Origin of the sequence: Tepidimonas ignava (genome assembly GCF_004342625.1) — a bacterium.
Lineage (GTDB): Bacteria > Pseudomonadota > Gammaproteobacteria > Burkholderiales > Burkholderiaceae_C > Tepidimonas > Tepidimonas ignava.
In genome coordinates, this window is sequence record NZ_SMAH01000009.1 from 49,227 (window position 1) to 73,293 (window position 24,067).

General features: G+C 70.9%; 20 protein-coding genes, 1 tRNA gene and 1 riboswitch. Of the genes, 8 read left to right on the plus strand and 13 right to left on the minus strand.

The window, feature by feature from the left end; genetic code table 11:
* Nucleotides 1-15 precede the first annotated feature (15 nt).
* The 8 genes from mtgA to EDC36_RS08140 all read right to left on the minus strand — a co-directional run bounded on the left by mtgA (nucleotide 16) and on the right by EDC36_RS08140 (nucleotide 8,948).
* Nucleotides 16-795, minus strand: a complete 780-nt coding sequence (mtgA, locus tag EDC36_RS08105; RefSeq protein WP_132962756.1) for a monofunctional biosynthetic peptidoglycan transglycosylase — start codon at nucleotides 793-795, stop codon at nucleotides 16-18.
* 20 nt (nucleotides 796-815) lie between these two features.
* Nucleotides 816-1,625 (minus strand): energy transducer TonB, encoded by an 810-nt coding sequence (locus tag EDC36_RS08110; protein WP_132962824.1) that lies wholly within the window; start codon nucleotides 1,623-1,625, stop codon nucleotides 816-818.
* An 86-nt stretch (nucleotides 1,626-1,711) separates the two neighbouring features.
* The gene (locus tag EDC36_RS08115) at nucleotides 1,712-3,796 is read right to left on the minus strand and encodes a ribonuclease catalytic domain-containing protein (protein WP_132962825.1); all 2,085 of its coding nucleotides are present in this window, start codon (nucleotides 3,794-3,796) and stop codon (nucleotides 1,712-1,714) included.
* Nucleotides 3,797-3,928: 132 nt separating this feature from the next.
* Entirely contained in the window at nucleotides 3,929-4,627 is a 699-nt protein-coding gene (locus tag EDC36_RS08120) for a 7-cyano-7-deazaguanine/7-aminomethyl-7-deazaguanine transporter (RefSeq protein ID WP_132962757.1), read from the minus strand.
* A gap of 117 nt (nucleotides 4,628-4,744) precedes the next feature.
* The gene (locus tag EDC36_RS08125; RefSeq protein ID WP_132962758.1) at nucleotides 4,745-6,046 is read right to left on the minus strand and encodes an FAD-dependent oxidoreductase; all 1,302 of its coding nucleotides are present in this window, start codon (nucleotides 6,044-6,046) and stop codon (nucleotides 4,745-4,747) included.
* A 147-nt stretch (nucleotides 6,047-6,193) separates the two neighbouring features.
* Nucleotides 6,194-6,772, minus strand: coding sequence for a histidine phosphatase family protein (locus EDC36_RS08130; protein WP_165902838.1), 579 nt, complete (start codon nucleotides 6,770-6,772; stop codon nucleotides 6,194-6,196).
* A 138-nt stretch (nucleotides 6,773-6,910) separates the two neighbouring features.
* A complete protein-coding gene (gene radA, locus EDC36_RS08135) occupies nucleotides 6,911-8,320 on the minus strand; it encodes a DNA repair protein RadA (protein WP_132962760.1) in 1,410 nt (469 codons plus the stop codon).
* Nucleotides 8,321-8,327: 7 nt separating this feature from the next.
* Nucleotides 8,328-8,948 (minus strand): YqiA/YcfP family alpha/beta fold hydrolase, encoded by a 621-nt coding sequence (locus EDC36_RS08140; protein WP_132962761.1) that lies wholly within the window; start codon nucleotides 8,946-8,948, stop codon nucleotides 8,328-8,330.
* Nucleotides 8,949-8,972: 24 nt separating this feature from the next.
* Here EDC36_RS08140 and rodA point away from each other — a divergent pair, with 24 nt between their 5' ends.
* The 4 genes from rodA to EDC36_RS08160 all read left to right on the plus strand — a co-directional run bounded on the left by rodA (nucleotide 8,973) and on the right by EDC36_RS08160 (nucleotide 13,484).
* On the plus strand, nucleotides 8,973-10,130 hold the full coding sequence (gene rodA, locus EDC36_RS08145) for a rod shape-determining protein RodA (protein ID WP_132962762.1): 1,158 nt from the start codon (nucleotides 8,973-8,975) through the stop codon (nucleotides 10,128-10,130).
* Between the two features lie 57 nt (nucleotides 10,131-10,187).
* Nucleotides 10,188-11,654, plus strand: a complete 1,467-nt coding sequence (tldD, locus tag EDC36_RS08150; RefSeq protein ID WP_132962763.1) for a metalloprotease TldD — start codon at nucleotides 10,188-10,190, stop codon at nucleotides 11,652-11,654.
* A 259-nt stretch (nucleotides 11,655-11,913) separates the two neighbouring features.
* On the plus strand, nucleotides 11,914-13,050 hold the full coding sequence (locus tag EDC36_RS08155; protein ID WP_132962764.1) for a 3-deoxy-7-phosphoheptulonate synthase: 1,137 nt from the start codon (nucleotides 11,914-11,916) through the stop codon (nucleotides 13,048-13,050).
* Nucleotides 13,051-13,163: 113 nt separating this feature from the next.
* Nucleotides 13,164-13,484, plus strand: a complete 321-nt coding sequence (locus EDC36_RS08160) for a hypothetical protein (protein ID WP_132962765.1) — start codon at nucleotides 13,164-13,166, stop codon at nucleotides 13,482-13,484.
* Here EDC36_RS08160 and mpl read toward each other — a convergent pair.
* Nucleotides 13,478-14,923 carry a UDP-N-acetylmuramate:L-alanyl-gamma-D-glutamyl-meso-diaminopimelate ligase gene (gene mpl, locus EDC36_RS08165; protein WP_132962766.1) on the minus strand — a complete coding sequence of 482 codons (1,446 nt, stop codon included), beginning with the start codon at nucleotides 14,921-14,923 and terminating at the stop codon, nucleotides 13,478-13,480. The two genes, EDC36_RS08160 and mpl, sit on opposite strands and share 7 nt — an antisense overlap.
* 55 nt (nucleotides 14,924-14,978) lie before the next feature.
* Between mpl and EDC36_RS08170 the strand changes: the two genes are divergently transcribed.
* Together EDC36_RS08170 and EDC36_RS08175 are read left to right on the plus strand one after the other, a co-directional pair.
* Nucleotides 14,979-15,587, plus strand: a complete 609-nt coding sequence (locus EDC36_RS08170) for a hypothetical protein (RefSeq protein WP_132962767.1) — start codon at nucleotides 14,979-14,981, stop codon at nucleotides 15,585-15,587.
* Complete coding sequence (locus EDC36_RS08175) at nucleotides 15,584-16,117, plus strand: TlpA family protein disulfide reductase (RefSeq protein WP_132962768.1); 534 nt, start codon at nucleotides 15,584-15,586, stop codon at nucleotides 16,115-16,117. The genes EDC36_RS08170 and EDC36_RS08175 overlap by 4 nt, the downstream gene beginning before the upstream one ends.
* On the opposite strand, the gene EDC36_RS08180 is transcribed toward EDC36_RS08175, so the two are convergent.
* Complete coding sequence (locus EDC36_RS08180) at nucleotides 16,109-18,547, minus strand: sensor domain-containing protein (RefSeq protein ID WP_243646528.1); 2,439 nt, start codon at nucleotides 18,545-18,547, stop codon at nucleotides 16,109-16,111. The two genes, EDC36_RS08175 and EDC36_RS08180, sit on opposite strands and share 9 nt — an antisense overlap.
* Nucleotides 18,544-19,815, minus strand: a complete 1,272-nt coding sequence (locus EDC36_RS08185; protein ID WP_132962769.1) for an HD-GYP domain-containing protein — start codon at nucleotides 19,813-19,815, stop codon at nucleotides 18,544-18,546. The genes EDC36_RS08180 and EDC36_RS08185 overlap by 4 nt, the downstream gene beginning before the upstream one ends.
* A gap of 126 nt (nucleotides 19,816-19,941) precedes the next feature.
* Between EDC36_RS08185 and EDC36_RS08190 the strand changes: the two genes are divergently transcribed.
* The gene (locus EDC36_RS08190; RefSeq protein WP_132962770.1) at nucleotides 19,942-21,156 is read left to right on the plus strand and encodes an HD-GYP domain-containing protein; all 1,215 of its coding nucleotides are present in this window, start codon (nucleotides 19,942-19,944) and stop codon (nucleotides 21,154-21,156) included.
* Between the two features lie 57 nt (nucleotides 21,157-21,213).
* On the opposite strand, the gene EDC36_RS08195 is transcribed toward EDC36_RS08190, so the two are convergent.
* Together EDC36_RS08195 and EDC36_RS08200 are read right to left on the minus strand one after the other, a co-directional pair.
* Nucleotides 21,214-21,290 (minus strand) — tRNA-Pro (locus EDC36_RS08195).
* A gap of 28 nt (nucleotides 21,291-21,318) precedes the next feature.
* The gene (locus EDC36_RS08200; protein ID WP_132962771.1) at nucleotides 21,319-22,371 is read right to left on the minus strand and encodes a polyprenyl synthetase family protein; all 1,053 of its coding nucleotides are present in this window, start codon (nucleotides 22,369-22,371) and stop codon (nucleotides 21,319-21,321) included.
* A 50-nt stretch (nucleotides 22,372-22,421) separates the two neighbouring features.
* Nucleotides 22,422-22,508, plus strand: a riboswitch (S-adenosyl-L-homocysteine riboswitch).
* Nucleotides 22,509-22,613: 105 nt separating this feature from the next.
* Here EDC36_RS08200 and ahcY point away from each other — a divergent pair.
* Nucleotides 22,614-24,050 carry an adenosylhomocysteinase gene (gene ahcY, locus EDC36_RS08205; protein WP_132962772.1) on the plus strand — a complete coding sequence of 479 codons (1,437 nt, stop codon included), beginning with the start codon at nucleotides 22,614-22,616 and terminating at the stop codon, nucleotides 24,048-24,050.
* Nucleotides 24,051-24,067: the final 17 nt, after the last annotated feature.

The following is a 24,067-nucleotide window of genomic DNA, read 5'->3' on the forward strand; positions in this document are numbered from 1 at the left end:
GCCCCGCGCGCTGCGTCAGGGCAGCCGCACCGCGGGCATGCGCGCCAGCACCGTTTGTGCGCGGCCGCTCAGGTAGGCCGAGTCGGGCCGGCGCCCGTAGCGCTTGGGCGCGGGCAGCAACACGGCCAGGCGCGCGGCCTCCGCGGCGTTGAGTTGCGCGGCGCTTTTGCGCGCGTAATGGCGCGCCGCGGCTTCGGCGCCAAACAGGCCGTCGCCCCACTCCACGCTGTTGAGGTACACCGTGAGGATGCGGCGCTTGTCCAGCATGGCTTCCAGCATCCAGGTGATGAGCAGCTCTTGCCCCTTGCGCAGCAGCGTGCGCTCGCCCGACAGCAGCAGGTTTTTGGCCAGTTGCTGCGTGATCGTCGAGCCGCCGGCCAGCCGCGCTGGCCGCACCGGGCCGTCACCGGCGCGCCGCGCGGCTTGCTGCCACTGACGCTGGTTGCGCTGCCAGGCGGACTGCATGGCCTGCCAGTCCACCCCGAAGTGTTCGGTGAAGCCGCTGTCTTCGGACGCGATGACGGCGCGCATCAGTTGCGGCGACAGCCGCTCGGTGGGCACCCCCTGGTGGCGCCAGCGCCCCAGCTCGCCCGTGCGTGCCAGCCGCCAGGCTTCGGTGCGTTGAAACGTCGTGCTGGGCGCGTCCACCCACGCCAGCACACCGACGCGCAGCGCGAACCACGCCTGCAAGCTGAGGCCGGCCAGCAACGTCCAGCCCAGCCAGCGCAGCCACCACGCCCCGCGCCGGCGGGCGGGCGTGGGCTTGGGCGTGGCCGGTGGGGTTGCGCGTGGCATGGGGCTTGAGGGCGATGCGGTCATGGGTTGGCCGTGCCCACCTGGGTGTGCAGGCCACCCTCGCGGGTGAAGCGGAAGCGTGACACGACGACGATTTGGTCAGCCCGCGCACGCATGGCCTGGCTGAAGCGTGCGAAGGTGAGCCCGTGCACGATGGCGCGCGCGTGCTGGTCCAAAAACGGGTTGCCCGAGCCTTGCACCACCTCGGTGCCCAGCACGCGGCCATCGTGGTTGACGGTGATGACCATGGTCAGCTCGCCGTACACCTTGCGGCCGCCCTGCTCGGGGAAGTGGGCGGTGCCGCGCTCCTCGATGCGGCGGCGCAGCTCGTCGTAATACAGCGCGTAGACGGCCTCGCGCGTGGCGGGGCTGACGTAGCGGCGCCGCGGGCGGGTGTTTTCCTGTTCGATGCGGCGCTCGATCTCGGCCAGCGCCTGCACCAGCGCCTGGCGGCGCTGCTCGCGCGCCTGGGCCTGCTCGGGGGTTTCCTGCGGGTCGGCGGTGCGCAGCCGCGCGATGTCGCGCCGCAGTTGCGCCAGCAGCCGGGTCTGGCGCTCCTGCATCGCCTCCAGGCGGCGCTCTTGCTCTTCCAGCGTGTCGCCGGGGCGCAGCACCGGCGCCGGCGGCAGCGGTGAGCGCGCACGCCCCCGCTCGGCGTCGCCGCCACCGGCCAGGTTGGCCTGGGCGATGGCCTGCGCCCGCGCCGGGGCGCGCTCGTCGCGCGCGTTGACCAGGATCACCTCCAGCGGTGTGTCTTGCAACACGCGCTGGGATGACGACGGCGGCACCAGCCGCACCGCCAGCACCAGCACGTGCAGCGCCACCGACATCGCCAGCGCCCACGGCAGCGGGTCTTCGCGCACGCGTTGCAGCCAGCGGGCGGTGGGTGTGGCAGCCGTGGCCACGGGCTGTCTCCTCAGGCCCGGGCCGCCGGTGGGGCGGTCGGGCCAGCCGCGGCCGCCTCGTCGGCGTCGTCCACCGCCACCTCCACCGCCACGGTCAGTGGCGCCTGCAGCGCCTCTTCGGGCTCGCCTTCCAGCGTGTCGCCTTCCACCGGCTCGGTGGCGCCCAGACGCTCGACCACGGTGCCGGTGACTTCCAGGCTCACCTCGTCGATGGTGCCCAGCCGCACCCGTACGCGCTCGCCACGCTGCAGGCCGTCGGTGCCCAGCGCCGTCAGCACCAACGGCAGCGTCTCGGCGCGCACCAGGTTGTCTTTCAGGTAGGCGGCCACCAGCTCGGTCATGCCCTGCTGGCGCAGGTAGCGCAGCGTCCAGTAGCGCTCCATCGTGCTTTGGAACTGCGCGTAGGCGGTGTAGGCGGCGTCGAAGGCGCTGATGATGGCCAGCAACGCCGCGTCCTTGGGCTTGAAGGGCGCGGCCAGCGCGGCGGTGGCGCCGTGGCGCGCGCAGGCGATGATTTGCCACTGGTTGACCAGGTCGGTGTAGCGCCGCAGCGGCGACGTGCTCCAGGCGTAGCAGGGCACGCCGATGCCCGCGTGCGGCAGCGGCTTGGTGCCCATGCGCACCTTGATGCCGGGGGCGAGGCTGGCCTGGCTGCGGTAGATGCCCGGCACGCCACTGTCGGCCAGCCACTGACCCCAATGGTGGTTGGCCAGGATCATCGCTTCGGCCACGATCAGGTCCAACGGCGCGCCGCGCGCGCGGGTGCCGATGACCACCGTTTCTTCGCCCGTGGGCTCGTCCCCTTGCACGCCTTCCAGCTTGAAGGTGTAGTCGGGGCGGGTGAACGTCTCGGGCCGGCCCCGCACGGCCTCGCGGCGCGCCTTGCATGCTTGCGCCAGCCGCCACAGCCACGCCAGCGTGGGGTGCAGCCGGGCCACCTCGGCGGGCACGCCTGGCCACGTGGGGCCGCCGGGGTCGTCCAGCCAGGCGGCCGTCACCACGCCGTCGAGTTGGTCGTGGCGCAGGTTGTGCGCAATGGGCACGCGCTCCAGCCGGGTGGTGTGGCCACGCACCTCCAGGGTGGCTTCGTCCACGGCCAGGTACAGCGACACCGCAGGCCGCGGCGCCCCCGCGGCCAGGGTGTAGGTTTGCACCACCGCCTCGGGCAGCATGGTGATTTTGTGCCCCGGCATGTACACGGTGGACAGGCGCTCGCGCGCCACCGCGTCCACGGGGCTGCCCGGCGCGATGGCCAGCCCGGGCGCGGCGATGTGGATGCCCAGCGTCACCGTGCCGCTGCCCAGGCCCTGGACGCTGAGCGCGTCGTCGATTTCGGTGGTGCTGCTGTCGTCGATGGAAAACGCCGCCACCCCTTCGGCCAGCGGCAAGTCGTCGGGCAACGGCGGCACGGCCAGCGCGGCAAAACCCGTGCCACGCGGGAAGTGTTCGTGCAAAAACCGCTGCCAGTGAAACTGGTACGCGCTGGTGATGGCCCCGGCGCGCTGCAGCAGCGCCAGCGGCGCCAGGTGGGCGGTGCGCGCCGCGTGCACGACGGCTTTGTATTCGGGCGCGTTTTTGTCGGGTTTGAACAGGATACGGTACAGCTGCGCGCGCACCGGCTCCGGGCAGCGGCCCTGCACCAGCTCCTCGGCCCAGGCGTCGATTTGCGCCTGCACGGCCTTTTTGCGCTCGATGGCGGCCAGCGCCTGCTGCAGCACGTCGGCGGGCGCCTTGCGAAAACGCCCGCCTTTGCCGGCACGGCGGAAGTAATGCGGCGCCTCGTGCAGCCGCAGCAACGTGGCGGCTTGCTGCACGGTGCTGGGCGGGTCTTCAAAATACACCGCCGCCAGCTCGGCAAAGCCAAAGTCGCCCTCGGGCGCAAACGTCCACGCCAGGTCCAGGTCGATGTGGCCAGCCAGCTCGGTGGCGTCGCGCAGCAGCTCGGCGACGCTGGGTTGGGCAAAGGTCAGCAACACCTGCGCCGCCTTGACCTTGATGCGCCGGCCCGAGTCCAGCTCGATCTGGTGCGTGGCGTCGGTGGACGACAGGATGCGACCGCCGGCCAGCTTGCCGGCTTCTTCGAACAGGGCAAACAACGTGATGCGCTTTCGTACGACCAACAAAGCACCCGCCGCCGCGCGATGGGCGCCACGGCGGTCGGTGCAACGGCAAGCGCAAGTGTAGCGAGTTGGCCCACCCGCGGGGGCGGGCAGGCGCGGCCCCGCGCGTCAGGCCATGCGCACCGCGGGCGCCGCCGGCAGCCGGCGCAGCAGCGCGCGCAACGCCGCGCCGTACAGCGGCAGCAGCGCCACCAGGCTGAACGCCAGCTTGGTGGCGTAGTCCACCAGCGCAATCTCCACCCAGTGTTCGGCCATGAAGGCGTCGCTGCTGCGCCAAAATGCCACCGAGAAAAAGACGAACGTGTCGATGAGGCTGCCGACGACGGTGGAGGCCGCCGGCGCCACCCACCACTGCGGCAGGCGACGCAGGCGGGCAAAGACCGCGATGTCGGTCAACTGCCCGACCGCGTAGGCCATGAAGCTGGCCAGCGCAATACGAAATACAAACGCGTTGAACGCCGCCAGCGCCGCCCAGCCGGCGAACGCGCCCTCGAAAAACAGCACCGACACCACGTACGACGCCAGCAGCGCTGGCAGCATCACCCAGGCCACCACATGCCGCGCCACCTGTGGGCCCAGCACGCGCACCGTTAGGTCCGTCAGCACGAACACCAGCGGGAACGTGAACGCCCCCCACGTCGTGTGCACCCCGCCCAGCGTGAACGGGATTTGCACCAGGTAGTTGCTGGCGATGATGAGTGCAATGTGCGCCGCGGCCAGCCACGCGATCGCGCGCCGCAGGGCTTCGGGGTTGAGGGCCAGGGATGGTTGGGGCTGCGCCACGGCAGCCAAGGGCACGAACGCCATGTTGAATCCTTTTTGATGAGTGGGGTGAGGGAACCCACGCCGGCCGTGGTGACCGGCTTGGAGGTCAGGGGGCGCAAGTGTAACGCGCCTTGCGCCACCGTGCATCCAGGGCGGGCGTCAGCCCAGCATCGCGCGCCAAATGCCGCGCGCCCAGCTCCACGCGGCGGTGCCGGAGCGGGCGCTCGGCTTGGGATCGACGGTGAACCGCAGCTTTGGCGCTTCGCCCGCGACCATCGTTGTCACCACGTTGACGTTGATCGCTTCGTCGTGTGAGGTGGCGGCCCAGCAAATGCCCAGCGGCAGCTCCACCTCGCCTTTCGGCGCCGGGGCGGCCTCGCCCCGCAGGCGGCGCGCGATTTCCTCGCCCACCGCGCGGCCCTGGCCGAAGGCGACCTGCCCGCTCTTGGGCTGCGGGCTGCCCTGCGCGTCGCCGATCACGAAGATGTGCGCATCGGCCTTGGCTTGGAAGCTGGGCAGCAACACATCGGCCCAGCGCTGCCCAAGGCCGGCCTGACGCACCAGCGCGTGCGCGCGCATCGGCAGCACCAGGTTGGCGTGGTCGTAGCGCAGCTCACCGGCACTGGTTTGCAACGCGCGCCGCCCGGCATCGACCGCCTGCAGCTCGACATTGGGGCGGTAGTCGATCACGTCGGCGTACGCTCGGAGGGCACCCAGGATCGGTTGCGCGATCGGCGCCGGCGTGGGGGCCGGGTTGGCGTCCAGGAACACGATCTTGCCCCGCACGCCCCGCTTCTTGACCTGTTCGGCGATCAGCATCGCGCGTTCGTACGGCGCCGGCGGGCAACGGTACGGGGGCTTGGGCGCGCTCATGACGAAAGTGCCCCCCTGCGCCAAAAAGCGTTCCACCTGGGCGCGCACGGCCTGGTGCTCGAAAGCACGAAAGCCCACCGGCAGCGCTTCGCGCGCCTGAGCGAAGCCGGGCAGGCTGTCTTCCATGTACTCGATGCCGGGCGACAGCACCAGCGCGTCGTAGCGCACGCGCTGGCCCCCGTCCAGCACCACCTCGCGGCGGTCGCGCTCGATGGCCTGCGCGCGTGCGCGCAGCCGCTGCACGCCGGGCAGGGCCTCGACCCGCTGGTAGCTGTGCAGCAGTTCGTCCAGACTCCCGGCGCCGGCCACGTAGTGGCCACTCATCGGGCACGACATGAAGCGCTCGTTGGGCTCGATCAGCGTGATGGCCGCCACCTGCTCCCTGGCCAGCGCCCGCACCGCACCCAAACCGCCCCAACCGCCACCCACCACCACCACGTGGGGTTTGGCCTGCCCCACGACGTTGGCGCAGCCGGCCAGCCACGCGGCCGGGCCGACGGCCAGGCCTGTTTGCAGTACGCGCCGGCGCGGCCAAGCCGAGCCGTTCGGTTGGGACGTCGTGGTGTGGAGGCGAAGTGCGTCGGACATCGGGCGCTCCTGGGCGGTTGGGGCGGCGCGACGACGCCCCCGCACCGCGCGTCGCTTGCGCCAGGTTCTGTCATGATCCCGTGCGGGTAGGGGTATCCTAGGGTGCCAAAACCCCTATCCCAACAGGGAAAACCCGGTGTCGGCCGCTCAGGGCTGCAGGTCCAGCACGCCGAGCACCTTGAGCTGCCCGCGCTCGTCGCTTTCGGCCACCACGGCCTGGTGGTACTCGATTTGCTCGCCAGTGAGCGCGTCGATGTTGGGCAGGTGCGTGATCAGCACCACCGGGTTGGGGCCACGCAGGCGGCGGATCCATTCCTCGGCGGCGTCCATCGCTTCGTTGAGGCTGACGCTGCCCGAGAGGAATTCGCGCAGCCGGGGTTCGAGTTCGGCTTTGCCGAAGGCCAGGCGCGCCGTGTCGCGCGTGCGGCACATGGCGGAAGCGACCACCTGCACGCGCTCGGGCGGCAAGCCGTGCGCCGCGAAGGCGCGGCCGATGGCCTCGGCGTCGCGCCGCCCTTTGCCGGTGAGCATGCGCTCGCCGCGGCACTGGCCGCTGGGGTCGTAAGCGGTCGATTGTCCCTCGCGGCCCACCTCGGTGTGGCGCATCACCACCACCATGTGGGGCCGTGTGGCCAGGGCTTGCCACAGCGCGGCGTCGTCCGCGGCGCGGGCGTGATGCGGTGCGCCAAGCCACAAGAACGCCCCGACCCCACCCCATACGGCCATGCTGCCAAGCGTTGCAATGCGTCTCCAGAACATGCGCCGGCCCTCTCCTCGTTGGTTGCGCGTCAGCAACGCAGTGTCTTGGCGGGCATTTTGAGAAAGAGCCCGATCAGCGTCAACCCCGGCCCGCCGCGGTCGGGGTCAAGCCAGCCCGCGCAGCACCTCCAGCGCCTCGTCGACACGCTCCACACCGTGCAGCGTCATGCCCTCGGTGGCACGGGCGAAGGCGGCGTCGGGTTTGCGTGGCAGGTTGGCTTTGGGCACCACGGCCACGCCAAAGCCCAGTTTGGCGGCTTCCTTGAGCCGCTCCTGGCCCCGTTGGGCGGGTCGCACCTCGCCGGCCAGGCCCACCTCGCCAAAGGCGATGAAGCCGCGCGGCAGGGGCTTGCCGCGCAGGCTGCTGACGATGGCCAGCAGCACCGCCAGGTCGGCCGCCGGCTCGGCGATGCGCACGCCCCCCACCGCGTTGACGAACACGTCCTGGTCGCCGCAGGCCACGCCGGCGTGGCGGTGCAGCACGGCCAGCAGCATGGCCAGGCGGTCGCGCTCCAGGCCGACGCTCAGGCGCCGCGGCGCGGGGCCGCCGGCGTCCACCAGCGCCTGCACTTCCACCAGCAGCGGGCGCGTGCCTTCCAGCGTGGCCAACACGCAACTGCCGGGCACGGGCTCGCGGTGCTGGCTCAAAAACAGCGCGCTGGGGTTGCCCACGCCCTTGAGGCCACGCTCGGTCATCGCAAACACGCCCAGCTCGCTGACCGCGCCAAAGCGGTTTTTGATCGCCCGCACCAGCCGAAAACTGCTGTGCGCGTCGCCTTCGAAGTACAGCACCGTGTCGACCATGTGCTCCAGCACGCGTGGGCCGGCCAACGCACCCTCTTTGGTGACGTGCCCCACCAGCACCAGGGTGGTGCCGTGCGCGCCACTGGTTTTGGCCGCGCGCGTCAGCAGCGCCGCGCACTCGCGCACCTGGGCCACCGAGCCCGGCGCGGAGCTGAGCTGCTCGGTGTAGATGGTCTGGATGGAGTCGATCACCGCCACCGCGGGGCGCTGCTGTTGCAGGGTGGCCAGGATGGTCTCCAGGCGCACCTCGGGCAGCACGGCAACCTGGCTGTCCGCCAGCCCCAGACGGCGCGCGCGCAGCGCCACCTGGGTGCCGCTTTCTTCGCCGGTGACGTACAGCGTGGGCAGGCCGGCGCGCTGCAGCGCGTCCAGCGCTTGCAACAGCAGCGTCGATTTGCCGATGCCGGGGTCGCCACCGATCAGCACCACGGCGCCGGGGACCACGCCGCCGCCCAGCACGCGGTCGAGCTCAGCCAGGCCGGTGGGGGTGCGCGCCACGTCGGCGGCGTCGATGTCGGCCAGCCGCGCCAGCGTTCCGGTGGCGGCCAGCCCCTGCCGCAGCGCGCCCAGGCCACCTTGGGCTGCGATGCTTGCGGGGGCCAACACCTCCACCAGCGTGTTCCAAGCCCCGCAGTGCGGGCAGCGTCCGTGCCAGCGGGGCGTGGAGCCGCCGCAGGCGCTGCAACTGTACTGAGTTTTGTCCTTGGCCATGGCGGCGTCACTCCAGGCCCAGGTGGCGCAGCAGCGCCGGCAGGTGCTCGTCGAAGTCCGACAGCCCGTGGTCGCTGCCAGGCACGATGCGGTGCGCGCTGCCGGGGTAGCGCGCCACCATCTCGCGCCAGTCCAGCACCTCGTCGCCGGTGGCGGCGATCAGCAGCACCCGTTCGGGGTGCGGCAGCGCCCCCACGGTCAACCGGCGTAGCTCCTCCACGTAGGCGGGCTGAAAGTGGATGCGCTCGGTGGGGTCGTGCCAGAGTGGGTGCTCGCCGATGTGGCGCGCCAGGTCGCGCGCGGGGTCCACCGCGGGGTTGATCAGCACCGCGCGGCAGCCCCGGGCCCACGCCAGCCGGGTGGCGTAAAACCCACCCAGTGATGAGCCTACCACGGCCATCGTGTCAACGGGCCAGTCGGCCACGGCGCGCTCGATGAGCGCCCACGCCTGGGCCGGGCTGGGGGGCAACGCGGGGCAGGCCCACGTCACGTGGGGGTGGTGCGCGCGCAGGTGAGCCTGCAGCCGTTGCGCCTTGAACGAGCGCGGCGAGGAGCGAAAGCCGTGCAGGTACAGCACGTGGCTGCACGCCGGCCAAGGCGCTGCCGGGGTGTCGAGGGTGGTGGCCATGGCGCACAGGATAATGCAGCCGCCATGGCCGTCGTGATCCAAAAACCGCCGTTGTGGACCCGCCTGGCCCCGTGGGTGCGGGGCTTCGATGGGCCGTTTCTGCTGTCGGTGGCGCTGCTGGCGCTGCTGGGGCAACTGGTCATGCTGTCGGTGGCGTTCGACATCGAAGGCCGCGTGCAGGATCACCTGCGCAACCTGCTGATCGGTGCGGTGGTGATGGTGGTGGTGGCCCAAGTGCCGCCGCAGCGCCTGCAGGCGTTGGCGGTGCCGGCCTACGTGGTGGGGGTGCTGCTGCTGGTGGCGGTGGAGCTGGTGGGCGTGACGCGCAAGGGTGCGCAGCGCTGGCTGGACCTCGGGGTGATCACGCTTCAGCCCAGCGAGCTGATGAAAATCGCCATGCCGCTGATGTTGGCGTGGTGGTTCCAGCGGCGCGAGGGGCGGCTGCGGGCGCTGGACTTTGCCGTGGCCGCCGGGTTGCTGGCGCTGCCCGTGGGCTTGATCATGTTGCAGCCGGACTTGGGCACGGCGTTGCTGGTGCTGGCCTCGGGGCTGTTCGTGATCTATTTCGCAGGCCTGAGCTGGGCGCTGATCGTGCCGCCGCTGCTGCTGGGCGCCCTCGGGGTGGGCGTGCTGGTGGTGATGGAGCCGCAGTGGTGCGCGCCCGGGGTGGACTGGGTGGTGCTGCACGAGTACCAGCGTCAGCGCGTGTGCACGCTGCTGGACCCGACGCGCGATCCGCTGGGCAAGGGCTTTCACATTTTGCAGGGGCTCATCGCCATCGGCTCCGGAGGGGTGTGGGGCAAAGGCTTCATGCAGGGCACGCAAACCCACCTGGACTTCGTGCCCGAACGCAGCACGGACTTCATCTTCGCCGCCTTGGCCGAGGAGTTCGGCCTGGTGGGGGTGCTGGTGCTGCTGACCGCGTACGGCGTGTTCATCTGGCGCGGCCTGGTGCTGGCCATGGAAGCGTCGACCCTGTTTGGCCGGCTGCTGGCCGGGGCGTTGATTCTGGTGCAGTTCGTCTATGCGTTCGTCAACATCGGCATGGTCAGCGGGCTGCTGCCGGTGGTGGGGGTGCCGCTGCCGTTCGTCAGTTACGGTGGCACCGCCATGGTGGCGCTGGGTGCCAGCCTGGGGCTGATGCTGTCGGTGGGGCGGCACAAGCGCCTGGTGCCTACCTGACGCGCCCCGCGGCCCTGGCGGTGGCAGGGTGGACGGGGCCTGCCTACAATGCGGCGCATGATCGCCGTTGAACCGACCCTGCAGCGCCTGGCCACGGCGCGCACGTTGCTGCTCGAACCCTACGGATTGGACGAAACCCACCTGCGCCGGGCGTTGGCGCGCATCATGGGGCCCGGTGTCGATGACGCGGACCTGTACTTCCAGTACACGCGCAGCGAAGGCTGGAGCCTGGAGGAAGGCATTGTCAAGACCGGCAGCTTCAGCATCGACCAAGGCGTGGGGGTGCGCGCCATCAGCGGCGACAAGACCGCGTTTGCGTACGCCGACGACCTGAGCTGGGCGGCGCTGCGCGAAGCCGCCGATAGCGTGCGCGCCATCGGCCGCGTGGGCGCTGCGCAGCAGGCCGACCTGCGCCGCCGGCGCCGTCGCGTGGCGCCGTCGCGCCAGTTGTACGAGGCGCACGACCCCATCGGCACGCTGGACAGCGCGGCCAAGGTGGCGTTGCTGGAGCGGCTGGAGCGCATGGCGCGTGCACGCGACCCGCGCGTGGTGCAGGTGATGGCCGGGCTGGCCGCGGAGTACGACGTGGTGCTGGTGGCGCGCGCCGACGGCGTGCTGGCCGCCGACGTGCGTCCGCTGGTGCGCCTGTCGCTGACGGTGATCGCGCAGCAGGGCCAACGGCGCGAGGTCGGCTCCGCGGGCGGTGGCGGGCGCTGGGGCCTGGAGCGCTTCGACGACGCGCTGCTGACGCAGTACGTGGACGAGGCCGTGGGCGCGGCGCTGACCAACCTGGAGTCACGCCCCGCACCGGCAGGCGAGCTCACCGTGGTGCTGGGCCCGGGCTGGCCCGGTGTGCTGCTGCACGAGGCGGTCGGCCACGGTCTGGAGGGGGACTTCAACCGCAAAGGCTCCAGCGCCTTCAGCGGGCGCATCGGCCAGCGCGTGGCGGCCAAGGGCGTGACCGTGCTGGACGACGGCACGCTGGCGGGGCGACGCGGCTCGCTCAACATCGACGACGAGGGCGAGCCCACCCAATGCAACGTGCTGATCGAAGACGGCGTGTTGCGTGGCTACATGCAGGACCGCCTCAACGCGCGCCTGATGGGCGTGACCGCCACCGGCAACGGCCGGCGCGAAAGTTACGCCCACCTGCCCATGCCGCGCATGACCAACACCTACATGCTGGCGGGCCCGCACGATCCGCAGGAAATCATCGCCAGCGTCAAGCGTGGCCTGTACGCGACGCACTTTGGCGGTGGGCAGGTGGACATCACCAGTGGTCAGTTCGTTTTTTCGGCCAGCAGCGCGTGGTGGATCGAAAACGGCCGCTTGGCCTACCCGGTCAAGGGCGCCACGCTGATCGGCAGCGGCCCCGAAGCGCTCAAGCGCGTGCGCATGATCGGGCGTGACCTGCAGCTCGACGCTGGCATCGGCACCTGCGGCAAGGAAGGCCAAAGCGTCCCTGTGGGCGTGGGGCAGCCCACGCTGCGCATCGACGGCCTGACGGTGGGCGGCACCGTCTAAGGCTGCGACCGCGGCTGTTGCGCCGATGCCACGCGCGTCGGCTGGCTGTCAGCCGCGTGTCCGACAAACTGTGCTACATTGAGTGTCATGCAACGGCGCAGCTTTTACTTTGGCTACTTTTGGTTCTCTGGCCCCACCGGCGGTCGAGAGGACGGAAGTCGCCCCCAGTAAAGCGCGCATCCAACCCTCCCCAACCGTCGGTGGCAACACCGGCGGTTTTTTTTTTGCCCCCATCCGCACGATGCAAGGAGTCCCGATCATGAGCCCGAGCCCCGCCAAACCCAGCTTGAGCGACGCGTGGTACGCGCACCCGGCCGACCGCACCAGCCAGACCGACGATCAACGCATCGAGGACATCACCGTGCTGCCGCCGCCCGAGCACCTGATCCGCTTTTTTCCGATTCGGGGCACCGCGATCGAAAAGCTCATCACGCACACGCGCCGCGCCGTCCACCAAATCCTGCACGGCAAGGACGACCGCCTGTTGGTCATCATCGGGCCGTGCTCGATCCACGACCCCGCCGCGGCCATGGAGTACGCCCGGCGGCTGAAAGAGCAGCGCGACCGCCATGCGGACACGCTCGAGATCATCATGCGGGTGTACTTCGAAAAGCCCCGCACCACGGTGGGCTGGAAGGGGTTGATCAACGACCCGTACCTCGACGAGAGCTTCCGCATCGACGAGGGGCTGCGCATCGCGCGCCAGTTGCTGATCGAAATCAACCGGCTGGGCTTGCCCGCGGCGAGCGAATTCCTCGACGTCATCAGCCCGCAGTACATCGCCGACCTGATCTCGTGGGGGGCGATCGGCGCGCGCACCACCGAAAGCCAGGTGCACCGCGAGCTGGCCTCGGGGCTGAGCGCGCCCATCGGCTTCAAAAACGGCACCGACGGCAACATCCGCATCGCCACCGACGCCATCCTGGCGGCGAGCCGGCCGCACCACTTCCTGTCGGTGCACAAAAACGGCCAGGTGGCCATCGTACGCACCAAAGGCAACCCCGACTGCCACGTCATCCTGCGCGGCGGCAAGCTGCCCAACTACGACGCCGACAGCGTGGCCATCGCCTGCCAGCAGTTGGCCGACGCCAAGCTGCCCGCGCGCGTGATGGTGGACTGCAGCCACGGCAACAGCCAAAAGCAGCACGAACGCCAGGTGGACGTGGCGCGCGACGTGGCCGCGCAGATCGCGTCCGGTTCGCAGCGCATTTTTGGGGTGATGGTGGAAAGCCACCTGTGCGGCGGCGCGCAAAAGTTCACCCCGGGCAAGGACGATCCGGCCAAGCTGGCCTACGGCCAGAGCATCACCGACGCTTGCATCGACTGGGACACCTCGGTGCAGGTGCTGGACACGCTGGCCGCGGCGGTGGCGCAGCGCCGGCGGCAGCGCGGCTGACGCGGGCGGGCGCGCCGGCCGCACAGCGGCGCCGCCGCGGTGTACCATGGGGGCTGCGGGGGCAACGCAGGCGCGTGCCGCGTGGCACCCCGCCCCCACAGCAAGGCTGGACCATGCGCAACCACGTCATCGTTTCCTTTGGCCCCGGGCGGGAGTACACGTTCGACCTCGACGAAGTGCAGCCGATGCCGCACGAGCTGGCGCGGCAGTGGCTGGACGAGCAGTTCACCGCGTTGGGTTGTGAGCCGCTGCGCCTGACCGGCAAGGTGCTGACCGCTGATAAGGTGCTGGCCATCGCCCAAGCGGTGGGCGAGGAGCGCTTCGCCCAGCCCGAGCACCGGGCTTGGGCGATGGTGTACGCGCGCGCGGCCAGCAGCCTGTTGGCCAAGCCCATCGTCAAGGTGGACGTGCCCGCGCTGACGGTCGGTTACTGAAGCGCCGCGGCGCCGGGCGCGTGGGCGGCGGCGCTCAGCGCCGTGGCCAGCTTGTCGTGCACGCCGCCAAAGCCGCCGTTGCTCATGCACAGCAGGTGGTCGCCCGGGCGCACGGCGGCCACCACCTGCGCCACCAACGTGTCGATGTCGGGCGCCACCTGCGCGCGCGCGCCCAGCGGGGCCAGCGCTGCGGCGGCGTCCCAGCCCAGGCCGCCGGCGTGGCAAAACGCCAGCGCGGCCGGCTCCAGGGCCCAAGGCAACTGGGCTTTCATCGTGCCCAGCTTCATCGTGTTGGAGCGTGGCTCGAAAATGGCCACGATGCGCTCGTGCCCGCGCCCCTGCGCGTCGAGCCGCTGGCGCAGGCCCTCCAGCGTGGTGCGCATCGCCGTCGGGTGGTGCGCAAAGTCGTCGTACACGGTGACGATCCCGTCGCCCAGCGCGACCCGCGCGCGCACCTCCAGCCGCCGCCGCACCCCCTGAAAAGCGGCCAGCGCTTCGGCCGCCTGACCCGGCTCGACGCCGACGTGCTCGGCCGCGGCGATGGCCGCCAGCGCGTTGAGCTGGTTGTGCACGCCGGCAAGGCCCCAGCGCACGCGCGCCACCGGCGTGCCACGGCGCAGCACGGCAAAGTCGTGCGGCTCGCCCTCGGCCGTGTAGTCGCTGTCGGCGGCGCCGAAGGTGCGCAGCTCGCTCCACAGCCCCTGGTGCAGCACGCGCGTCAGGCTCTCTTCCAGCCCGTTGGCCACCACGCGGCCGCTGGCCGGCACCGTGCGCAGCAGGTGGTGGAATTGCCGCTCGATGGCCGCCAGGTCGTCGAAGATGTCGGCGTGGTCGAACTCCAGGTTGTTGAGCACGGCGGTGCGGGGACGGTAGTGCACGAACTTGCTGCGCTTGTCGAAAAACGCCGTGTCGTACTCGTCGGCTTCGATGACGAACGGTGGGCGCTGCCCTGGCGACGGCCCGCGCCCCAGCCGCGCCGAGACGCCAAAGTCCAGCGGCACCCCGCCGACCAAAAAGCCGGGGTTGTGCCCGGCGCAGGTCAGGATCCAGGCCAGCATCGCGGTGGTGGTGGTCTTGCCGTGGGTGCCGGCCACCGCCAGCACGTGGCGACCGTGCAGCACGTGCTCGGCCAGCCACTGCGGGCCGCTGGTGTAGCGTGCGCCGGTGTCCAGAATCGCTTCCATCAACGGGAACTTGGGGCGGCCGTCGGGCAGCCGGGCGCGGCTGACCACGTTGCCGACGACGAAGACATCGGGGCGCAGCGCGAGCTGATCGGCCCCGTAGCCTTCGATCATCTCGATGCCCAGCGCCTGCAACTGCTCGCTCATCGGGGGGTAGATGCCGGCGTCGCAACCGGTGACGCGGTGGCCGGCCTCGCGCGCCAGCGCCGCCAGACCACCCATGAAGGTGCCGCAGATGCCCAAAATGTGGATGTGCATGGGCGCATTATCGCGGGCCGCTGCGCCATGGCCGCGAATCGCCGACAATGCCGGCATGCCTGCCGCCCTGCAACACGAAATCGCCGCCTTGGCCGCCGCCCACATGGTGGACGAAGGCCTGGAGGCACGCGCGGCCTGCCAGCGCGCGCTGCAGCGCCTGGGGCTGCCCGCGCGCACGCCGCTGCCCGACGCGGCGACCCTGGACGCCGCCATCCGCGAGCACCTGGCCATCTTCCACGCCGACACCCAGCCGGCCGAGCTGCACGCGCTGCGCGGCGTGGCGCTGCAGTGGATGCAGCGCCTGGCGGCGTTCGAGCCGCTGGTGGGCGGGGCGGTGTGGCACGGCACCGCGACGCGGCGCTCGGACGTGCACCTGCAGTTGTTCAGCGACGACCCCAAAGCGGTGGAGATCGCCCTGATCAACGCCGGCGTGCGCTACGACGCGCAGCGCGCGCGCGGGTTGCACGGACGCGAGGTGGAGGTGCTCAGCGTCGCGCAGCGCTGCGAGGCGCTGCAGGACTGGGTGACCGTGCACCTGTGGGTCAACGACACCGCAGCGCAACGTGGGGCGCGCCTGGCCGATGCGCTGGGGCGCACCCCGCGCGGCACGGCGGCCGAGCTGCAGGCGCTGCTGCACGCCGACGCCGAAGGAGCCCAGGCATGAGCGGCACGCGGCGGGGCTGGATGGTGGGTGTGGGGGCGCTGGCGGCGCTGGCCGGCGCCGGCGTGGCCGCGTGGCGGTTGCGGCTGGAGCCGGCGGCCGACGCGGCCGCGGCGGCGTTTTGGGCCGGGCGTTGGCCCACGCCCGCGGGCGACGAAGTGCGTGCCGAGGCGCTGCGCGGCGGTCCGCTGCTGCTCAACTTTTGGGCCACCTGGTGCCCGCCGTGCGTGGAAGAGCTGCCGCTGCTGCAGCGCTTTTACGACGAGCGGCGCGCCAGCGGCTGGCGCGTGCTGGCGCTGGCCATCGACCAGCCCAGCAGCGTGCGCACCTTTTTGCAGCGCATGCCGCTGACGCTGCCGGTGGGGCTGGCGGGCCTGGGCGGCACGGAGCTGGCCAAGCAGTTGGGCAACGCCACCGGCGCGCTGCCGTTCAGTGTCGTGTTCGACGCGGCGGGGCGCGTGCATGCGCGCAAGCTCGGGCAGGTCAAGGCCGACGACCTGCAGGCGTGGGTGGCGGCCCTCGGGTCAGGCTGAGGGGGCGGGTGCCGCACCGGGCAGCGTCACCGTGCGACCCAGGTGCGCTTCGACCTCGGCCACCGGCAACGGCCGCGCGTACCAAAAGCCCTGAAAGTGGTCGCAGCCCAGCGCCTGCAGCCGCTGCAGTTGCGGCGCGTGCTCGACCCCCTCGGCCACCACCTCCATGCCCAGCGCGTGCCCCATTTGCACGATCGCCGCGACGATGGCGGCGTCGGCCTGGCCGTCCTCGTGCAGCGCCAGCACGAAGCTGCGGTCGATTTTGAGTCGGTGCAGCGCAAAACGCTTTAGGTACGTCAAGCTCGAATACCCGGTGCCAAAGTCGTCCAGCGACAGCGTGATGCCAAGCTGGGCCAGCGCCTGCAGCTTGGCCAGCGCTTCCTCGGCGTCGCGCACCAGGATCGATTCGGTCAGCTCCAGCTCCAGCAGGCCGGCGGGCAGCCCGTGTCGCTGCAGCGTATCGGCCACGTCCTGCACGAATTGGGTCTGCTCGAACTGCAGCGCCGAGACGTTGACCGCCACCTGCGCAGGGCGCCCGGCGTCGGCCCAGCGGCGCGCCTGCGCCACCGCCTGCTCCAGCACCCACTGCCCAAGCTGCGCGATCAGGCCCGTTTCCTCCGCCACGCCGATGAAGGCCCCCGGCAGCACCAGCCCATGGCCGGGGCGGTGCCAGCGCAGCAGGGCCTCGCACGCCGTCACGCGGCCGCTGCGCAGGTCCACGCGCGGCTGGTAGTGCAGCTCGAATTCGCCGTGCTGCAACCCCAGGCGCATCGCGTGGTCGGTCTGGATGCGCGCCAGCAGGTGCGCGTTCATCTCGGCCTGGTAAAAGCGCCAGTGCCCTTTGCCACGCTCCTTGACCTGGTACATCGCCGTGTCGGCGCACTGGATCAGCTCGTCCAGCGTGGTGCCGTCGTGCGGGTACATGGCGATGCCGATGCTGCACGACAGCGTGAACTGCATCTCGTCGATCGTCACCGGGCGCGCCACCGCGTCGATGATGCGCTGCGCGGTGCGCTCGGCGGCGCTGCGGTCGGCGTCGTGTAGGTGGATGACGAACTCGTCACCCCCCAGCCGCGCCAGCGTGTCGGTTTGCCGCAAGCAGCGCTGCAGGCGCTGCGCCACCTCGACCAGCACACGGTCGCCAAAGGCGTGCCCGAGCGAGTCGTTGATGCCCTTGAAGCGGTCCAGGTCCAAAAACAGCACCGCAAAGCCACGCCCGCTGCGCTGCGCCAGCCGCACCGCGTGGGCGACGCGCTCGCCCAGCAGCAGCCGGTTGGGCAGGCCGGTGAGCGGGTCGTGGTAGGCCAGCTGCTCGATGCGGCGCTGGGCCTCGAGCTTTTCCGACAGGTCCTTGGCGAACAGCACGGTGTTGAGCGGCTGCCCCTGCGCGTCGCGCAGCAGCACCCACGACACCAGCAGCGCCACGGCGGGCGCGTGCGCGCGCCGCAGCCACAGCTCGCCTTCCCAGTAGCCGCGCTCGGCCAGCGCCGCCGCCACCTCCGCCTCCCAGCCGGGGCGGTTGGGGGCGTCGAGCAGCGTGGCCACCGGCTGGCCGGCGGGGTCGTCGTTGGCCCGGTCGGTCAGCCGCAGCGCCGCGGGGTTGCACGCGACGATGCGTCGCTCGGGGTCGGTGACGACGATGGCGTCCAGGCTGGACTCGAACACCTTGGCCGCCAGGCGCAGCTTGGCGTCGATGGCGGCGCGCTCGGTGACGTCGCGGTACACGTGGATGCGGCCAATCGGGCGCCCACGCGCCAGTTGCGGGCGCGAGGCGCGCTCCAGCATGCGGCCGCTGCGCAGCAGCACGATGTCGTGCGCTTCCATCAGCGGGGCGCGTTGCAGCTCGCTCAAGCGCGCCTGAAACGCGCTGGCGTCGCTGACGCTGGCCGCCAAATGCCGCAGCAGCGCCGGATCGTCGGGCGTCGTCAGCAGCGTGGTGGGCAAGGCCCACATCTGCGCAAACGCACGGTTGAACGCCCGCACCCGCCCGTCCAGGTCGCACACCAGGATGCCGTCGGACGACGACTCCAGCACCGCGCGCAGCTCGGCCAGCAGTTCCTCCAGGCGCTGCTGGGTGCGTTGGTATTCGGTCAGGTCCTGCATCGCCACCAGCACCACGGTCGCGCCGTCGGCGGGGCGCACCGGGCCGATGCGCCGCTGCACGCGCAGCAGTTCGCCATCGCGGCGCACCAGCATCGCCTCGGACTCCAGCGTCTGCACCACACCGCGGCGCCACTCGTCCCAGTACACGTGGTCTTGCAGGTCGCTGGCCCAGCGGTGCACGGGGCTGCCCACCACCTCGTCGCGCCGCGCGCCCAACAGGCGCAGCGCGGCTTCGTTGACGGCGAGGATGTGCAGCGTTTCGGGGTCGACCACCCACACGGACTCCAGCAGCCCTTCCGTGATGGCGACCCAGTGCAGGTGGCTCACGGTTGTTCCTCCCCGGCCTGGGCATCGAGCGCACGCTCAAAAAAGTAGCAGTAGCGGGCGCGTGGCTCCAGGTAGTCCAGCGCCGCGCGCGGCAGTTGGTCGGGCCGCAGGCTGCGCTGGATCGACAGCTGCGGCTGCGCCTGCAGGTCCAGCAGCAGCGCCTCGCTGCGCGGCACCGCGGGGTCGTGCACCAGCACGCGGGGCTTGAGCGGCCGGCTGGCGTTGACCGCCTGCACGGTGGCGTAGCGCCCGTCGCTGAGCTGCACGATCGAGCCCGGCGGGTACACCCCGATCATGCGGATGAAGGCGGCCAGCGTGCGCGCGTCGAACTGCGCTTTGTGACGCGCGAACAGCAGGGCCAAGGCCTCGTGGGGCGTGAGCGCCTTGGCCGGGTGGTGGGGGTTGCACAGACGGTCGTAGCGGTTGATCAACGCCAGCACGTGGGCGGCGGGCAGCAGCGCCTCGGCCGCGTGGCCGTGCGGAAAGCCACTGCCGTCGGCGGCTTCGTGGTGTTGCGCCACCGCCTGCGCCACCGCCTCGTCCAGCCCCATGGCGCGCACCAGCGCGGCCCCTTCGTCCGGGTGGGATTGGTAGGCCTTGAGCTGCGCCGGCGTGAACGCGTCGTCCTTGTGCCGCACAACCTCCGGCAGCCGCAGCTTGCCGATGTCGTGCAGCAGCGCCGCTTGCCCCAACGCCTGCAACGCCGGCGCATCGAAGCCCAGCGCGCGCCCCAGCAGCAGCGCCAACACCGTCACGTTCATCGCGTGCTGGGCGCCACGGTCACCCTGGACGTCGCCCAGCAGCCGGATCGCCGATTCGGCCTGGGCACCCAGCTCGCCCACCAGCTCATGGACCAACGCCCGCGCCTGCGCGCCTGCGGCCTGCGGTGCGCGCTCCACCTCGTCCGCGAGGGCTTTGTAGCGTCGCGTGCCCTCGTGGTAGCGGCGTTCGCACTGCTGCAGCGCGCGCCGCTGCGCCGCCAAGGCCAAGCGGCGCGGGTCGGCGCCGCGCTCCGGGGTGGCGGCGTCCGGCGTGTCCGCGCCGGGCTGGGCGGACGGCGGTTCGGGGTCGCTTTCGGGGTCGCTGCGGGCCGGGTCGATGCGCACCCGCGTCAGACCCAGGGCACGGATGGTTTCGATCTGGCGCGTCGATTCGATGCGGAAGTTGTTGCGTGCGAACGGGTGGTCCATCCACCCCAGGTCGAGCAGCACGTAGTGGCCGACGCGCAGCTCGTCGACGGCGATCACGGGCAGCGCGGCGTCGGTCATCGGATGAAGTTCCCATCGAACGGCATGGTGAGGCATTATCGCCATGAATCGTGGCTTTGCGGCGATGATGCAGGCTTTGCGTCGAGGGGCGCTGCGCTACAGTCGCGCCTGGGAAAGCCCGCCACCATGTACGTGCCATTGCCGATCGACGAGATCACCCTGGGTGAGCCGCTGCCCGTCAACGTCTGGGACGCGCGCGGCCAGCTGCTGCTGCGCAAGGGCGCCATCATCCGCGACGAACACCACCGCGAGTGGCTGCGCATGCACGCGCCGATGATCCGGCGCGAAGACCACGAGGTCTGGCGCTTTCACTACACGGCGGCGCTGGACCGCGCGTTGCGCAGCAACCAGCCGCTGCAGGCCATCGCCGGCGTGGCGCGGCCGATGGCGTTCGAGCCCCCGGCCGCGATCGACGAGGACCAGCGCCCCCTGACCGAAGCGCTGGCCGACCTGCACGCGGCGCTGACGCTGCTGCTGCACCAAGGGGAGCAGCTGCAGGATTGGAGCGGGCGGTTCGTGCGCGTGGACCAGCGCCTGCAAGCGCTGGTGCGCCAGCACGGCGCGGACGACGTGCTCTTTGTGTTGGTGCAGATGCTGCTCAACCCGGAGCTGGGCTACAGCGCCAGCCATGCGCTGACCTGCGCCGTGGTGGCGGAGTTGACCGCGCACCACACGCTGCGTTGGCCCGAGGCGACGCTGCAGAGCCTGCGCCGCGCCGCGCTGTCGATGAACGTGGGCATGGCGCGGCTGCACGACGACCTGGCGCGGCAAGAAGGACCGCTGCACGGCGAGCAGCGCCGCGCCGTGCTGGCGCACCCCGAGCGCGGGGAAGGGCTGCTGCGCCGCCTCGGGGTCAGCGACCCGCTGTGGCTGGCGTTGGTGCGTGACCACCACGAGGTCAGCGGCGGCGGCGGGTACCCGCGCGGCGTGGCCGACCCCTCGCGCGAAGCGCAGCTGCTGCGCCTGGCGGATGTGTACGTGGCGCGCCTGAGCCCGCGCGTGCACCGCCCCGGCTTGCCGCCGCCGCGCGCGGCCCGCGACGTGGCGCTGGACGCCAGCGGCGTGCCCACGCCGTTGGGCACGGCGTTGGTCAAAACGGTGGGCTTGTACGTACCGGGCAGCTACGTGGAGCTGGCCAGCGGCGAGCTGGGCGTGGTGGCCCGCCGCGGGCGCCGAGCCAACACGCCGCTTGTGTTTGCGCTGATCGGCCGCGACGGGCTGCCGCGTGGCGAACCGCCGCTGCGCGACACCGAACAGCCCGCCTGGGCGGTGCGTGGCAGTGTGGCGCCGCAGCAGGTGAAGGTGCGCGTCAACCCCGACCGTTTGCTCGCGCGCCTTTGAGGCGCTCCAACAAAAAAGCCCCTGACGCAGGGGCTTGGGCGATGGTGCATGGGTCGATGGTCGGGGTGAGAGGATTCGAACCTCCGGCCTCTACGTCCCGAACGTAGCGCTCTACCAGGCTAAGCTACACCCCGAGGCCTGCTGCTGGCGGTGCGATGCGCCTCAGGCGCGGCGCGTCAGCAGCTGAGCCGCTAATTGTACCAGAGCTTTTTGGTGCCGCTCGCGCTCGGGCGCGCCGCCGGTGGGCAGCGCGCGTGCGGCGGCGATGGCGCGCTCGGCCTCGCGCGCGGCCCAGGCGCGCGCTTCGTCGAGCCCGCCGCTGGCGCGCACGATGCGCAAAATCTCGCTCAGCTGCTGGCTGCCGCCGGTTTCGATGGCCTGCCGAATCAGCGCGGCCTCGTCGGCGTGGCAACGCCGCAGCGTGCAGATGATGGGCAGCGTCACCTTGCCCTCGCGCAGGTCGTCGCCGAGGTTTTTGCCGAGTTCGGCGGCATCGCCTTCGTAGTCGAGCACGTCGTCGACGATCTGAAACGCCGCCCCCAGCGCCTGGCCGTACTCGGCGCAGACCGCCTCGGTGTCGGCATCGGCGTCGGCCAGCAGCGCCGCGATACGGGTGCTGGCTTCGAACAGCTTGGCCGTCTTGGCCCGGATGACGCGCAGGTACGCGGCCTCGTCCAGGTGCGCGTCGTGCATGTTCATCAACTGCAGCACCTCGCCCTCGGCGATGACGTTGGTGGCGTCGGCCAGCACGCGCATGATGCGCATGTCGCCGCAGTCCACCATCATCTGGAACGCGCGCGAGTACAAAAAGTCACCCACCAACACGCTGGCGGCGTTGCCAAACACCTGGTTGGCGGTGTCGCGCCCGCGCCGCAGCGTGGACTCGTCCACCACGTCGTCGTGCAGCAGCGTGGCGGTGTGGATGAACTCCACCACCGCCGCCAGCGTGTGGCGCCGCGGGTCGGCGCAGCCCAGCGCCGCGCACATCAGCAGCAGCAAGGCCGGGCGTACCCGCTTGCCGCCCGCGCCCACGATGTAGTGCGCCACCTGCCCCACCAGCGGCACGTCGCTGCCCAGCCGTTGCTGAATGACGGTGTCCACCGCTTGCATGTCGGCGGCCACGAGCTGCAACGCCGGTGTGGCGGTGGGGGCGGGGGCGACGGTGTCCAAGATGGTGCGTGGGTCCAAAGGGGGCGACAGCGCCGGATGGCGCATGCCCGATTATAGAAAGCGTGCGCGCCCGGCCCACCCTATAATGCACGTCGTTCCGCGAGGAGCGTTGCAGCGCCGTGGCCGGTTCCGCCAAGCCGGTGGCGCGAGGCTCGACGGACGACCGACCGCGCCCACCCGCCGGGGCGGCGGTTTTGTTGCCAACGACGCTCACCCCACCGGCGCGTGGTGTGAGCTTGATCCCCGCGCCCACGCACCGGTGGCCCTCGACGCGAAGGAGTCACCGCATGAACGCACCGCTCAACACCCCGCTGCCCACCGACTGCGTGGTGGCCGACCTCGGCCTGGCCGACTGGGGCCGCAAGGAAATCCGCATCGCCGAAACCGAAATGCCGGGGCTGATGGCGATCCGCGAGGAGTACGCCGCCAGCCAGCCGCTCAAGGGCGCGCGCATCGCCGGCAGCCTGCACATGACGATCCAGACCGCGGTGTTGATCGAGACGCTGCAGGCGCTGGGCGCGCAGGTGCGCTGGGCCTCGTGCAACATCTTTTCTACCCAGGACCACGCCGCCGCCGCCATCGCCGCCGCCGGCACGCCGGTGTTTGCCTTCAAGGGCGAAACGCTGCAGCAGTACTGGGACTACACGCACCGCATTTTTGAGTTCGGCCCCGCGGGCGCGCCCGACGAAGGCCCCAACATGATCCTGGACGACGGCGGTGACGCCACGCTGCTGATGCACCTGGGTTGCCGGGCCGAACGCGATGCGTCGGTGCTGGACCACCCCACCAGCGAAGAAGAGCGCGTGCTGTTTGCGGCCATCCGCCAGCGCCTGGCGCAGGATCCGACGTGGTACAGCCGCAAGGCCGCGCGCATCATCGGCGTGACCGAGGAGACCACCACCGGCGTCAAGCGGCTGCAGCAGATGGCCGCGCGCGGCGAGCTGATGTTTCGCGCCATCAACGTCAACGACAGCGTCACCAAGAGCAAGTTCGACAACCTGTACGGCTGCCGTGAGTCGCTGGTGGACGGCATCAAGCGCGCCACCGACGTGATGGTCGCCGGCAAGATCGCCGTCGTGTGCGGCTACGGCGACGTCGGCAAGGGCAGCGCGCAGGCGCTGCGGGCGCTCTCGGCCCAGGTGTGGGTGACCGAGATCGACCCCATCTGCGCGCTGCAGGCGGCGATGGAAGGCTACAAGGTCGTCACGATGGACTACGCCGCCGACAAGGCCGACATCTTTGTCACCGCCACCGGCAACAAGCACGTCATCACCTACGAGCACATGGCCCGCATGAAAGACCAGGCCATCGTGTGCAACATCGGCCACTTCGACAACGAGATCGACGTCGCGGCGCTGGAGGCCAAGTGCACGTGGGAGGAGATCAAACCGCAGGTGGACCACGTGATCTTCCCCGACGGCAAACGCATCATCCTGCTGGCCAAGGGGCGGCTGGTCAACCTGGGCTGCGCCACCGGCCACCCGAGCTACGTGATGAGCAGCTCGTTTGCCAACCAGACCATCGCGCAAATCGAGCTGTTCACCCATCGCGACTACTACGAAAAGGGCAAGGTCTATGTGCTGCCCAAGCACCTGGACGAAAAGGTGGCGCGGCTGCAACTCAAAAAACTCGGCGCCATGCTGACCGAGCTGACCGACGAGCAGGCCGCCTACATCGGCGTGCCTAAAGAGGGGCCGTACAAGCCCGACACCTACCGCTACTGAGGGCCGGCGCGGGCGCG

Coding starts and splice junctions, on each gene's coding strand:
- mtgA (WP_132962756.1), bottom strand. CDS start 795: ATGCCACGCGCAACCCCACCGGCCACGCCCAAGCCCACGCCCGCCCGC.
- EDC36_RS08110 (WP_132962824.1), bottom strand. CDS start 1,625: ATGTCGGTGGCGCTGCACGTGCTGGTGCTGGCGGTGCGGCTGGTGCCG.
- EDC36_RS08120 (WP_132962757.1), bottom strand. CDS start 4,627: ATGGCGTTCGTGCCCTTGGCTGCCGTGGCGCAGCCCCAACCATCCCTG.
- EDC36_RS08125 (WP_132962758.1), bottom strand. CDS start 6,046: ATGTCCGACGCACTTCGCCTCCACACCACGACGTCCCAACCGAACGGC.
- EDC36_RS08130 (WP_165902838.1), bottom strand. CDS start 6,772: ATGGCCGTATGGGGTGGGGTCGGGGCGTTCTTGTGGCTTGGCGCACCG.
- radA (WP_132962760.1), bottom strand. CDS start 8,320: ATGGCCAAGGACAAAACTCAGTACAGTTGCAGCGCCTGCGGCGGCTCC.
- EDC36_RS08140 (WP_132962761.1), bottom strand. CDS start 8,948: ATGGCCACCACCCTCGACACCCCGGCAGCGCCTTGGCCGGCGTGCAGC.
- rodA (WP_132962762.1), top strand. CDS start 8,973: ATGGCCGTCGTGATCCAAAAACCGCCGTTGTGGACCCGCCTGGCCCCG.
- tldD (WP_132962763.1), top strand. CDS start 10,188: ATGATCGCCGTTGAACCGACCCTGCAGCGCCTGGCCACGGCGCGCACG.
- EDC36_RS08155 (WP_132962764.1), top strand. CDS start 11,914: ATGAGCCCGAGCCCCGCCAAACCCAGCTTGAGCGACGCGTGGTACGCG.
- EDC36_RS08160 (WP_132962765.1), top strand. CDS start 13,164: ATGCGCAACCACGTCATCGTTTCCTTTGGCCCCGGGCGGGAGTACACG.
- mpl (WP_132962766.1), bottom strand. CDS start 14,923: ATGCACATCCACATTTTGGGCATCTGCGGCACCTTCATGGGTGGTCTG.
- EDC36_RS08170 (WP_132962767.1), top strand. CDS start 14,979: ATGCCTGCCGCCCTGCAACACGAAATCGCCGCCTTGGCCGCCGCCCAC.
- EDC36_RS08175 (WP_132962768.1), top strand. CDS start 15,584: ATGAGCGGCACGCGGCGGGGCTGGATGGTGGGTGTGGGGGCGCTGGCG.
- EDC36_RS08185 (WP_132962769.1), bottom strand. CDS start 19,815: ATGACCGACGCCGCGCTGCCCGTGATCGCCGTCGACGAGCTGCGCGTC.
- EDC36_RS08190 (WP_132962770.1), top strand. CDS start 19,942: ATGTACGTGCCATTGCCGATCGACGAGATCACCCTGGGTGAGCCGCTG.
- EDC36_RS08200 (WP_132962771.1), bottom strand. CDS start 22,371: ATGCGCCATCCGGCGCTGTCGCCCCCTTTGGACCCACGCACCATCTTG.
- ahcY (WP_132962772.1), top strand. CDS start 22,614: ATGAACGCACCGCTCAACACCCCGCTGCCCACCGACTGCGTGGTGGCC.